This is a genomic window from Mycobacterium gordonae (assembly GCF_017086405.1).
Classification (GTDB): domain Bacteria; phylum Actinomycetota; class Actinomycetes; order Mycobacteriales; family Mycobacteriaceae; genus Mycobacterium; species Mycobacterium gordonae_D.
Genome location: NZ_CP070973.1, coordinates 854,409 through 867,635, shown reverse-complemented (window position 1 = coordinate 867,635; position 13,227 = coordinate 854,409). Strand labels below are relative to the sequence as shown.

Genomic DNA, 13,227 nt, shown 5'->3' with positions numbered 1-13,227 from the left:
CCGAGGAGGACCCGGTGCACGTGGTCACGTTGTGCGACCCGTCGTCATCGGTGGCGGCGCAATTCGTGCCCGAAGCCGGCATGATCGGCACCTCCCTGACCGACGCGGGGGTGGAGTTGCTCGGCCAGCGACGCGGCCTCCAGGCGTACATCACCTCGGGCAAGACGATGGGCATTCCGGTGCTGCATCCCTGGGCGAACCGATTGAGCGCCAACACCTACACCGCCGAAGGCGCGACGGTGACGCTGCGGCCTGGCGAGGACGGGGTGCGAGCCGACCCGGCGGGGTTGCCCATTCACGGTGTTCTGGCCGCCTACCCGGGTTGGCGAGTGACGTCCGATTCGGCCAACGAACTCAGTGCCGAGCTGGATTTCGGCGCCGACGAGAGACTCTTAGCAAATTTTCCCTACCCGCACAAGCTCCAAATGACGGTGCGACTTGCCGAGCGGACTCTGTCCGTTGCCACCACGATCACGCCGACGGGCTATCGTGCCGTGCCGCTGTGCTTCGGTTATCACCCGTATCTGCAGCTGCCGGGCACGGACCGGTCCGAGTGGCTGATCGAGACCCCGCCGCTTCGCCACCTCTTACTCGATGAGCGCGGCCTCCCGACAGGCCAGTCCGTCGCGCAGCCCGCCCGCGCGCAACGACTCGGCGCTGACTCTTTCGACGACGCCTACGACGGCGTCGAGGACGGAGCGGTCTTCGCGGTCAGCGCCGGCGACCGCCGCATCCAGGTGCGCTTCGAGCGGGGATACTCCGCGGCACAGATATTCGCGCCTTCCACCGAGGCCGTGATCTGCTTCGAGCCGATGGCTGCCGCGACGGATGCGTTGCGGCGCGGTGGCTACCGATCCGCGGCCCCGGGCGCCCCCGCCAGTGCCCTATTTTCCATCCGAGTCTGAGATCGAAGAAATCCGAAAGTTTTTCGCCCGAAAAACGCAATTCCCTGTCATACGGATGTTGAATAGTCATCTGCGTTCGCCGCATCTGCGGCGGTCCTGGTTTTCGCTAAGGGACGAGTGATGAGTTTCGCGGTACTTCCCCCCGAGATAAATTCGGCGCGGCTGCTCTTTGGGGCGGGACTGGACCCGATACTGCGGGCCGCTGCGGCGTGGGAGGGACTGTCGGCCGAACTGGGCATGGCGGCTTCTTCCTTCTCCTCACTCACCGCAGGCCTGGCGGGCTCGTCATGGCAGGGCGCATCGGCGATGGCGATGGCGAGCGCCGCCGCGCCTTATCTCCGTTGGCTGACCGGCGCTGCCAGCGAGGCCGAAAAGGCCGGGGCTGGAGCACGGGTCGCCGCCGCCGCATTCGAAGCCGCGGTGTCGACGACGGTGCACCCGCTCATCATCGCGGCCAACCGCAATCAGTTCGTGTCGCTGGTGCTCTCGAACCTCCTGGGCCAGAACGCACCGGCGATCGCCGCGGCCGAGGCCGTATACGAACAGATGTGGGCCCAGGACGTGGCCGCGATGTTCACCTACTACACGGGCGCCGCGTCGGCGGCCGCGGCATTGAATGCTTTCCCCGCCGGCTGGCAGGAGCTGCTCGGCGGCGCGCCCGCCGCCTCGGTACCCCTGCTGGACGCGATCGGGGCGGTCGCCGGCCGGACCTTCCGCAACGTCGGTCTTGCCAACATCGGCCAGGGCAACTTTGGCAACGCCAACGTCGGCGACTTCAATATCGGCTCCGGAAACGTCGGCAGCAACAATATCGGCAGTGGCAACACCGGTACCAGCAACTTCGGCTTCGGCAACGTCGGTCCGGGCCTGACCGCGGCCCTGAATAACATCGGCTTCGGTAACACCGGCAGCGGAAACATCGGCATCGGCAACACCGGCAACAACAACGTCGGGTTCGGCAACACCGGCAACGGTAATCAGGGCATCGGGCTCTTCGGGAACGGGTTGACCGGGTATGGCGGCCTCAACTCGGGCAACGGCAACATCGGATTGTTCAACTCGGGCACCAACAACATCGGCATCGGCAACTCCGGCAACGGCAACTTCGGCATCGGCAACGCGGGCACCAGTTTCAACACCGGCATCGGTAACTCCGGAGAGGCCAACACCGGCATCTTCAACACGGGTATCGCCAACACCGGATGGTCCAACAGCGGCAACTACAACACCGGCTTGTTCAACCCCGGCAACAGCAACACCGGCGGCTTCAACCTGGGCCGCTACAACACCGGATTCTTCAACGACGGCAACTACAACACCGGCGCCTTCAACCCCGGCAACGTCAACACGGGCGCCTTCAACACCGGCAACTACAACAACGGGTTCCTGTGGCGCGGTGACAACCAGGGTCAGTTCCTGACCAACGCACCGGGCTTCTTCAACTCCACGACCACTCCGTCGTCCGGCTTCTTCAACAGCGGCCAGGGAGGCGCGTCGGGCATCTTCAACTCCGGGGCTAACAACTCCGGCTTCTTCAACAGTTCGGAAGGCGCCGTCGGTGCGTCCGGTATTGCGAATACCGGTGTCTTTATCTCGGGCATCCTGAATACGGGCAACACCGTGTCGGGTCTGTTGAACAGCAGTTTGGTGGCGATTACCACGCCCGCTTTCATCTCCGGTGTGTTCAACAGCGGTAGCAATATGTCCGGGTTCTTCGGCGGTCCGACTACCTTGAATATCGGCGTGGCCAATGAGGGCGGCGCCTTAAACATCCTGGGCAATGCCAACGTCGGCAGTCGCAACATTCTCGGCAGCGGCAACGTCGGCGACTTCAACATTCTCGCCAGTGGTAACGTCGGCAGCCTCAACATCCTCGGCAGCGGAAATATCGGCAGCAATAACTTCGGCAGCGGCAATATCGGCTCCGTAAACATCGGTAGCGCGAACATCGGATCCTTCAATATTGGATCGGGCAACCTCGGCAGCTCTAGCTTCGGTTCCGGCAACCGGGGTGATTTCAACATCGGCTTCGGCAATGCCGGCTCAAACAACCGAGGTTTCGCCAATACCGGCAGCAACAACTTGGGGTTCGGCAACACCGGCAACAACAGCGTCGGCATCGGCCTCACCGGCGACAACCAAGTCGGGATCGGAGGACTGAACTCGGGTTTCGGCAACCTGGGCCTGTTCAACTCCGGTACCAACAACGTCGGTCTGTTCAACTCAGGTACCGCAAACGTCGGAATCGGGAACTCGGGCACCGGAAACTCCGGATTCTTCAACGCCGGGGTAGGAAACTGGGGCTTCGACAACCCCGGGACCCGCAATACCGGTTTCGCCAATGCCGGGAATTTCAACACCGGCATCGGCAACGCCGGAGCATTCAACTCGGGCTTTTTCAACCCAGGCAGCTACAACTCCGGCTCTTTCAACATCGGCACCACCAACACCGGCGATTTCAATGTCGGCAACACCAACACCGGCAGCTTCAACCCGGGCGACATCAACACCGGCTTGTTCAACACCGGCGATCTCAACACGGGTTTGCTCAACAGCGGGAATTTCAATAACGGCTTCTCCCAGAGCGGGGACAACGCGGGACAGATCGCCGTAGACCTGTCATTTACCACCCCATACCTGCCAGTCGACATGTCGATGGTCATACCGGTGAACATGGTGATGCCGCTGGGCGGCATGGTGATTCCGGTCACCGTGGCCGGGGACATTTTCCCGAAGACCTTCTACCTGCCGGTACCGGTCCTCGCGCCCGACGGGCTGTTCTTTTTCGGGCCGGTGACGCTCGGCGGGTCCACGATTACCGCTCCGCTGGTGACGCTCACCATCGGCGGCCCGACAGTAAACGTGCCTATCAGCATCAAGGGTGCTCTGGAGAGTCGCACCATCACATTCCTGAAAATCCCGGCCGCACCGGGTATCGGCAACTCGACGACCAACCCGTCTTCGGGTTTCTTCCATGCCGGCGCCGGCGGGTCGTCGGGCATCGGAAACCTCGGCGGCACCATGTCGGGCATTTGGAACAGCGGTGTCACCGCGGTGGGCGTGTCGGGTCTCCAGAACTACGGGTCGCTGATGTCGGGTTGGGCGAACCTGGGCAACAGCGTGTCCGGCTTCTATAACACCAGCCTGGCGGGCCTGATCAACCCCGGCAACATCTCGGGCCTAGTCAATAGCGGCTTTGACATGAGCGGTGTGTTCAACACCCCGACCGGGCCTGCCTTCAACTTCGGCCTCAATAACTTCGGCGCGAACAACGTCGGCGGCGGCAATATCGGCAGCCTCAACATCGGCGGTGGCAACTGGGGCAACTCGAACTTCGGCTTCGGCAATATCGGTGGCCTGAACTTCGGCAGCGGCAACATCGGCGACGGGAACTTCGGCTTCGGCAACGCCGGTCCTGGGATGACCGACGGCAACTACAACTACGGCTTCGGCAACCTGGGCAGCCGCAACTTCGGCTTCGGCAACACCGGCAGCGGCAATGTCGGATTCGGCAACACCGGCAACAACAACTTCGGCATCGGGCTCATCGGTGACAATCAGCAGGGTTTTGGAAGCCTGAATTCGGGCGTGGGGAACATCGGCTTCGGCAACTCCGGCACCAACAACGTCGGCATCGGCAATACCGGCAACGGCAACTGGGGCATCGGCAACTCCGGCAGCTTCAACACTGGCATCGGCAACGCCGGCGGCACCAATACCGGCCTGTTCAACACCGGCTTCGTCAACACCGGCGTCGCCAACGTGGGGAACTACAACACCGGTCTGTTCAACTTCGGGAACACCAACACCGGCATCGGCAACCGCGGCGACTTCAACACCGGTTGGTACAACAGCGGCGACTACAATACTGGTCTAGGGAATTCAGGCGATATCAACACCGGCGCGTTCGCCACCGGCGACCAAAGCAACGGCTTCCTGTGGCGCGGCGATCGCCAGGGTCTGTGGGGCGCCCACTACGCGATCCACGTCCCTGAGATCCCCGCACACGTCGACATCGAAGTCCCCATCAACATTCCCATCACCGCCGGCTTCACCAACACGCTATTCAGCGGAATCACCTTGTCGGACGTCAACTTCGGCCTAAACATCACCCTCGGACCCCTACCCCTTGCGACGGGCAAGATCAACTCGGTGACCATCCCGCCGGTCATCGTCACCGGACCGGCGATCAATTTCCAGATCGGCAAGGCAGACGGAACGACCAAGGTCTTCATCCCGGCCACCGCCAGCATCGGTCCCGTCGACTGGACCCTCATCAACATCCCGGTGCACACCGGATTCTTCAACACCACCCCCAACGCCTCGGGATTCCTCAATACGGCAGTCGGCGGCCCCGTGTCGGGCATCGGGAACGTCGGCGCCAGCATTTCGGGCTGGCAGAACTTCGGCAGCGTCGCGGTGTCCGGATTCAAAAACTACGGCTCCTTGGTGTCCGGCATGTCGAATCTGGGCGACACCATCTCGGGCCTGTTCAACACCGGGCTGGCGGCGCCAGCCAACCTCTCGGGCATCTCGAATGTGGGCGCCAACTTCGCCGGTGCCTTCTTCAGCCAGGTTCCACCGCCTGGAATGTCGACCTTCAACCTGGGTTTGGCCAATATCGGCGAGAACAACATCGGTTTCGGCAACGTCGGCAACAACAACATCGGCTTCGGCAACGTCGGCGACAACAACATCGGCTTCGGCAACGTCGGCCTGGCCAACTTCGGCTTCGGCAACAGCGGCGACAACAATATCGGGCTGGGCAACCTGGGCAACCTCAACAGCGGCTGGGGGAATCTAGGCAACTCCAACGTCGGCTTCGGCAACTTCGGCAACCTCAACCAGGGCTTCGGCAACGCCGGCAACGCCAACAGCGGCCTGGCGAACACCGGCGACGACAACATCGGCATCGGATTCACCGGCGACAATCAGCAGGGTTTCGGCGACTGGAACTCCGGCACGGGCAACACCGGCTTGTTCAACTCCGGCACCAACAACACCGGCTTCTTCAACTCGGGCAGCGACAACATCGGCATCGGCAACTCGGGCATCGGAAACTCGGGCATCGGCAACAGCGGCCACCTCAACACCGGCTTGTTCAACGCCGGAAACATCAACACCGGCTTCTTTAACCCGGGCACCCTCAACACCGGCATGGGCAACGTGGGCACCGGCAACTCCGGCAACTTCAACTCTGGCGACTTCAACACCTTCAGCTTCAACACCGGCACCTACAACACGGGCTGGCTGAACACGGGTGACTACAACACCGGCTTCGGCAACGCGGGCAGCGTGAACACCGGCGCCTTCAACGTGGGGAATTTCAACAACGGTACGTTCTGGCGGGGGGACTTCCAGGGCCTGTGGGGTTACAGCAGCAGCACCTCCATCCCGGACACCGCCATTCCCCTGCAGTTCCGGGTGCCGATCTTCGTCGACATCCCCATCACCGGCACCCTCGGTATTTTGACCGTGCAGGGCTTCACCATCCCGTCGGTCACCGTCGACGCGACGTTCTTCGAATTCCTCAGCGCACGACTCGTCACCGTCAGCGCCATCCCCATCCCGACCCTGCGGATCGGCCTGCCCGCGATCACCGTCAACATCGGCAAGTCGACCGGGCCGATCATCGACGTCCAAGGCAACGGCGGCCTGCTCCCGATCACCATTCCATGGGTTGACATGCCGCTGCGGCCGGGTGTCATGAACCTGACGACGGCTCCGTCGTCGGGCTTCTTCAACACCGGCACCGGCGGTTCGTCGGGCTTCGGAAACTTCGGGGGCAACGTCTCAGGCTTCTTCAACTCCACCGCCGGCACCTCCGGCATTTCGGGTTACAAGAACTTCGGCGACTTCCTATCGGGCGTGTCCAACTTCGGCAACACCATCTCGGGTGCCCTCAACACCGGGTTGAGCAGCCCCGCCAACATTTCGGGATTCCAGAACATCGGCGACAACATCGCCGGCTTCTTCAACAACAACCCGGTCACCAACATCGGCTCGGCCAACCTCGGCCTCAACAACGTCGGCGGCGGCAATGTCGGCGACAACAATGTCGGCTTTGGCAACATCGGCAGCGGCAACTTCGGCATCGGCAACATCGGCGACGGAAACGTCTTCAACGGCAACCTGGGCAACAGCAACATCGGCTCGGGCAACCTGGGCAACTTCAACATCGGCCTGGGCAACCTGGGCATCGGCAACCAGGGCTTCGGCAACAGCGGCAACTTCAACATCGGCTTCGGCAACACCGGCAACAACAACATCGGCTTCGGGCTCACCGGTGACAATCAGCAGGGGTTCGGCGCCTGGAACTCCGGCAGCAACAACCTCGGCTTGTTCAACTCGGGCTCGAACAACGTCGGGTTCTTCAACTCCGGCAGCGGCAACGTCGGCATCGGCAACTCGGGCACCGGCAACATCGGCCAGGGCAACACCGGCGTCGGCAACTTCGGCCTGTGGAACCCAGGCACCTACAACACCGGCGTCGGCAACCCGGGTGCCGCAAACACCGGACTGTTCAACACCGGTGTCGCCAACACCGGCATCGCGAACCCGGGCGACTACAACACCGGCATGTTCAACACCGGGACTTTCAACACCGGCGACTTCAACTCGGGGCACTACAACACCGGCAGCTTCAACTCCGGCGATTACAACACCGGCTTCGGCAACACCGGCAACGTCAACACCGGCCTGTTCAACGGCGGTAACTTCAGCAACGGCATCCTGTGGCGGGCCGACTACCAGGGCTTGTGGGGCACCCGCCTCGATTTCAGCATTCCGGAGTTCCCGGTCCTGAACCTCGACATCAACATCCCGGTTCACCTGCCCATCAACGTCGACCTGGGCACGCTGCTGGTCAACGGATTCACGTTCCCGCGCCTCACCGTCAACGCGTTGGCCGTCACCAACTTCGGCATCGGCCCGATCGTGATCCCGAGCATCGGCGGCATTCTGCCCAAGATCGCCGTCAACATCGGCAATCCCGACGGCTCGACCGTCATACCCATCCAGATCCGCAGCCAAGTCGGCCCCATCCGCGTCGTTTTCCTCGAAATCCCCGCGACCCCCGGTTTCGGGAACACCACCGCCACCCCGTCGTCGGGGTTCTTCAACAGCGGAGCGGGCACGGTCTCGGGCTTCGGCAACCTGGGCACCAACGTGTCGGGTTGGTGGCACGGCACCAGCACCATGGTGTCGGGCGTGCAGAACTTCGGAACCTTGTCTTCGGGTTTTGCCAACCTGGGCCACACCGTGTCGGGCATCTACAACACCAGCACCGCCGGGGTGGCCACGCCGGCCAGCCTCTCGGGTCTCTACAACATCGGCAGCGACCTGTCCGGGCTCTTCCGCAGCCCGACCGACACCATTTTCAACGTGGGCCTGGCCGATCTCGGCAAGCTAAACCTGGGCAGCGGCAATATCGGCGACTTCAACGTCGGCTTCGCCAACCTGGGCAGCCAGAACGTCGGCCTGGGCAACCTGGGCGACCTCAACATCGGGTTCGGCAACATCGGCGCCGGAAACATCGGCTTCGGCAACGCCGGCCCGGCCTTGACCGAAGCCCTGAACAACGTCGGCTTCGGCAACACCGGCAACAGCAACTTCGGCATCGGCAATACCGGCGACGGAAACTTCGGCTTCGGCAACACCGGCAGCGGCAACATCGGCATCGGACTTTCCGGCGACAACCAGATCGGGTTCGGGCCGTTGAACTTCGGCGTGAACAACACCGGCCTGTTCAACGCGGGTAGCGGCAACGCCGGACTAGCCAACGCCGGCAACCTCAACCAGGGTTTCGCCAACACCGGAAACAACAACATCGGCTTCTTCAACACCGGCGACAACAATGTCGGCATCGGGTTGACCGGCAACGGCCAGAGCGGGTTCGGATCGCTGATGTCGGGGCCGGCAACACCGGCTTCTTCAACTCCGGTACCGCCAACACCGGCCTGTTCAACTCCGGCACCGGCAACATCGGGTTCTTCAACTCCGGCACCGGCAACGTCGGTATCGGCAACATGGGGGTGGGCGGTCTCGGTATCGGTTTGTCCGGGAACAACCAGTACGGCATCGGCGGCACCAACTCGGGCAGCTTCAACGTTGGGCTGTTCAACTCCGGCACCGGCAACGTCGGGTTCGGCAACTCCGGCACCGGCAACTGGGGCATCGGCAACACCGGCACCAACAACACCGGCATCGGCAACTCGGGCACCTTCAACACCGGCCTGTTCAACACCGGCAACTTCAACACCGGCCTGGCCAACCCCGGCGACTACAACACTGGCCTGTTCAACATCGGCAACTTCAACACCGGGATGAGCAACCTCGGCGATTTCAACACCGGCACCCACAACACCGGCGACTACAACACCGGGATCGCCAACGCCGGAAAGTTCGGCACCGGCGGCTTCATGACCGGCACCGGCAACAACGGCTTCTTCTGGCGCGACGACATGCAGGGCCTGATGTCGGCGAACTACACCATCGTCGTCGAGCGGGTCAACGCCTTGCTCACCGTCGACGTCCCGATCCACATCCCCATCACAGGCACCATCACCAACGTCGCCGTCCCCGCCTTCACCATCCCAAGGTTCGACGCCCGCGGCACCCTCGACCTGGCCTTGCTCGCTGGAACCGTTATCGCGCCGTTCGGTCCGATCACCATCCACGGTGGCGACGCCTCAGCACCGTCGAACACACCCATTACGATCAACTTCGGCACGCAGCCCGCGATCGACATCCACATCGGCAACCCCGACCCCAACAATCCGACGGTCATCCACATTCTGGGACTGGCCGGCGGCGGGCCTGTCCATATCCCGCTCATCGACATGAAGCCCACCCCGGGCATCCTTAACGCCACCACCGGGTTCTCCTCGGGCTTCCTGAACTGGGGTTCCGGCAGCGCATCGGGTTTGCTGAACTTCGGCAACAACTCCGGCATCTACAACGTCGCCACCTCTGCCATCGGAAATTCCGGTCTGCAGAACTTCGGTTCGATGCAGTCGGGCTTCTCCAACCTCGGCAGCACCCTGTCGGGTTGGCTCAACACCGGCGGCGGAGTCCCGGCGAACATCTCGGGTGGCCAGAACTTCGGCGTCGACCTGGCAGGCTTGTTCCGGGACGGCACGTCCCAAACCAGCTTCAGCCTCGGGGTGGCCAACAACGGCTTCTTCAACCTGGGCAACGCCAACCTGGGCGCCTTCAACCTGGGCAATGCCAACATCGGCACCTTCAACCTTGGCGGCGGCAACATCGGCAACCTCAACGTCGGCTGGGGCAACATCGGCGACCAGAACTTCGGCCCCGGCAACATCGGTTTCGGGAACGTCGGCTTCGGCAACTCCGGCTTGGGATCGGCACCGGCAGTCCAGAACTTCGGATTGGGCAACACCGGCACCCTCAACATCGGCTTCGGCAACACCGGAACGAACAACATCGGCTTCGGCAACACCGGCGACGGAAACATCGGCATCGGGCTCTCCGGCAATGCCCAAGTCGGATTCGGCGGCTTCAACTCCGGCAGCGGCAACGTCGGCCTGTTCAACTCCGGCACCAACAACGTTGGGTTCTTCAACTCCGGCGAGGGTAACTGGGGCATCGGCAACTCCGGGAGCTTCAACACCGGGATCGGCAACAGCGGCCAGGTCAACTCCGGCTTCTTCAACACCGGCCTGGTCAACACCGGCTTCGGCAACTCTGGCAACTTCAACACCGGCATTGGCAACTCCGGCAACGTCAACACCGGCAGCTTCAACTCGGGTAACTACAACACCGGCGGCTTCAACCCGGGCGACTACAACACCGGGTGGATCAACACCGGAAACTCCAACACCGGCATCGGCAACTACGGCGACTTCAACACCGGCGGCTACAACGGCGGCGACTACAACAACGGCTTCTTCTGGCGCGGCGACTTCCAAGGTCTCGGCGGGTTCCGTTACGAAACCACCATTCCACCGATCCCCTGGGACTACAGCATCGCGGGCGACATCGAGATTCCGGTCACCGGAACCATCAACGCCGTCACCCAGGACCTGTTCACCATCGCCCAGTTCGAGATACCGATCAGCCTGGTTGTCTCGATCTGCGTCATCTACATCCCGTTCGTCGGCTGTGTGCTCCGCGCCACGCTCCCGCCGATTCCCATCACCACGCAGAACCTCGGCCCGTTCACCGTCGACGCGAGCGTGCTGAACCCCGAAACGCCGATTATTTTCAACTTCTCCAACCCCATCAACATGGCCGGCAACGGCACCGTCGGGCCGTTCACCTTCGACTTCGGCTGGCAGCAGGCCCCGGGCTTCTTCAACTCCGGTCCGGTGCCCTCATCGGGCTTCTTCAACGCCGGTGCCGGTGGCGCCTCGGGCTTCTTCAACGCCGCCAACGGCGCCGTCTCGGGTGTCGGCAACGCCTTCAGCCAGGTATCCGGCTGGCTCAACGCCGGCGGCCCCGACCTGTCGGGCTTCCAGAACTTCGGCACCCTGGAGTCCGGTTGGGCGAACCTGGGCAACTTCCTGTCGGGCTTCTACAACACCAGCGTGCTCGACCTGATGACGCAGGCCTTCGTCTCCGGGCTAGGCAACGTGGGTAAGGAGCTGGCCGGCATCCTCGGGGAGAGCCCGACGCCGTAACTCACCGGCTTGCGTCGTTCGCCCGCGACTCGCGGGCTGCACTCACCGGCTTGAGTCGATGGCGCCGTTCGTTCGCCCGCGACTCGCGGGCTGCACTCACCGGCGCGAGCGCGGCTGCCAGACGACCAGCGCGGTGCTTTTGGGCACAACGGCGACCTCGCGGCGCTGGTTGGCGCGCAACACGGCCAACTCCTCGGCCATCTCCGTGAGCCGCGACTGCAGCGCCTCCACCTGATTGGTCAGCTCGATGATGCGCTTGATGCCGGCAAGGTTGACGCCCTCGTCCTGCGAGAGACGCTGCACCTCACGCAGCAGGTTGACGTCGTGCTCGGAATAACGGCGCCCACCACCGGCGGTGCGCTGCGGGCTGACCAGGCCGAGCCGGTCGTAGGTGCGCAAGGTCTGCGCATGCATACCGGCCAGCTCGGCCGCCACCGAGATCAGGAAGGTCCGAGATGACTCGTTCTTCTTGGATCCGGAAGCCATCAGCGATTACCCGCCCATCCTGCCCGTGGGTCGAAACCACTGGACCGCTCGGCCGCCGCGTAGGCTTCCAGCGCTTCCTGAGCAGTGCCCTCCAGGTTCGGCGGGACCGCCACCTTGACGGTGACGAGCAGGTCTCCGCTTCCGCCGCTGCGCTTGGGCACACCTCGGCCGCGCACCCGCAGGATGCGACCGTCGGCCGTGCCCTTCGGCACCCGGACGCCCACCTTACCGTCCAACGTCGGCACCGAAAGTGTTGAGCCCAAAGCCAATTCGGTGAAGCTGACCGGTACGGTCACGGTGAGGTCGTCGCCGTCACGGCCGAACACCTTGTCCGGGCGCACATGGACGGTCACGTACAGATCGCCCGACGGCGCCCCGCGCAAGCCCGCCTCACCCTGTCCGGCCAGCCGAATCCGCTGGCCGTCCTCGACGCCCGGTGGGATCCGCACGTTGATCGTGCGGGTGCGGGTGGTGGCGCCGTTGCCGCCGCACTCCTCGCACGGGTGCTCGATGATCGAGCCGCTGCCCCGACATTCGGTGCACGGCTCGGAGAACCCGAACGCGCCCTGGTTGCGGCTGATCACGCCGGAACCATTGCAGTTGGGACACACCTTCGGACTGGTGCCCGGCCGCGCACCGCTGCCGTGGCAGTTGGTGCACGGCGCCGGGCTGGTTAGCCGCAGCGGCATCGCGACGCCCTTGGCGGCCTCGACGAAATCCAGTTCCGTCTCGGTCTCCAGGTCGTTGCCGCGCCGCGGCCGGCTGGGCCGGGCGGTCCCGCCGCGTCCGAACAGCCCGCCGAACAGATCGCCGATGTTGGCGCCGCCGGACCGGCCGGCGGCGTCGAACAAGTCGTTCAGGTTGAACTCGGCGCCATCACCACCTCCGCCGAAGCCGCCGAAGTTACCCGCATCGAACCGACGGCCACCAAAGCCGCCGCCGGCGAACAGCCGGCGGGTTTCGTCGTACTCTTTGCGCTTCGCTTCGTCAGACAAGACGCTGTACGCCTCAGAGACAGCCTTGAACCGTTCGGCTCCGGCGGGGTTCTTGTCCGGATGCAGATCGGACGCCAGCTTGCGGTACGCGGTCTTGATCTGCTTGGCGTCGGCATCGGAGGGGACGCCGAGCTCTTTGTAGAAGTCTTTCTCGACCCATTCACGCTGAGCCATACCGCGTCACCTCCTTACCTTTCC

Annotated in this window: 4 protein-coding genes and 1 pseudogene; 3 read left to right on the top strand and 2 right to left on the bottom strand. The window is 63.4% G+C overall.

Annotated features, from left to right (window positions below; translation table 11 throughout):
* The first annotated feature begins 14 nt into the window (after nt 1-14).
* From JX552_RS03610 to JX552_RS33920, 3 genes and pseudogenes are all read left to right on the top strand, one after another.
* Nucleotides 15-905 (top strand): aldose 1-epimerase, encoded by an 891-nt coding sequence (locus JX552_RS03610; protein WP_205876140.1) that lies wholly within the window; start codon nt 15-17, stop codon nt 903-905.
* A gap of 120 nt (nt 906-1,025) precedes the next feature.
* Entirely contained in the window at nt 1,026-9,233 is an 8,208-nt protein-coding gene (locus JX552_RS03605; protein WP_431195915.1) for a PPE domain-containing protein, read from the top strand.
* A gap of 863 nt (nt 9,234-10,096) precedes the next feature.
* Nucleotides 10,097-10,840, top strand: a pseudogene (locus tag JX552_RS33920) (hypothetical protein); the annotation flags it as partial.
* Between the two features lie 804 nt (nt 10,841-11,644).
* Here JX552_RS33920 and JX552_RS03600 read toward each other — a convergent pair.
* Nucleotides 11,645-12,034: a heat shock protein transcriptional repressor HspR gene (locus JX552_RS03600; protein ID WP_205876139.1), complete on the bottom strand. Its 390-nt coding sequence runs from the start codon at nt 12,032-12,034 to the stop codon at nt 11,645-11,647.
* On the bottom strand, nt 12,034-13,203 hold the full coding sequence (gene dnaJ / locus JX552_RS03595) for a molecular chaperone DnaJ (protein WP_205876138.1): 1,170 nt from the start codon (nt 13,201-13,203) through the stop codon (nt 12,034-12,036). Before dnaJ ends, JX552_RS03600 begins: the two co-directional genes overlap by 1 nt.
* Nucleotides 13,204-13,227: the final 24 nt, after the last annotated feature.

What these genes read in the sequence shown, in the direction of transcription:
- JX552_RS03605 (WP_431195915.1), top strand. Translation starts at nt 1,026, where the DNA reads ATGAGTTTCGCGGTACTTCCCCCCGAGATAAATTCGGCGCGGCTGCTC.
- JX552_RS03600 (WP_205876139.1), bottom strand. Translation starts at nt 12,034, where the DNA reads ATGGCTTCCGGATCCAAGAAGAACGAGTCATCTCGGACCTTCCTGATC.
- dnaJ (WP_205876138.1), bottom strand. Translation starts at nt 13,203, where the DNA reads ATGGCTCAGCGTGAATGGGTCGAGAAAGACTTCTACAAAGAGCTCGGC.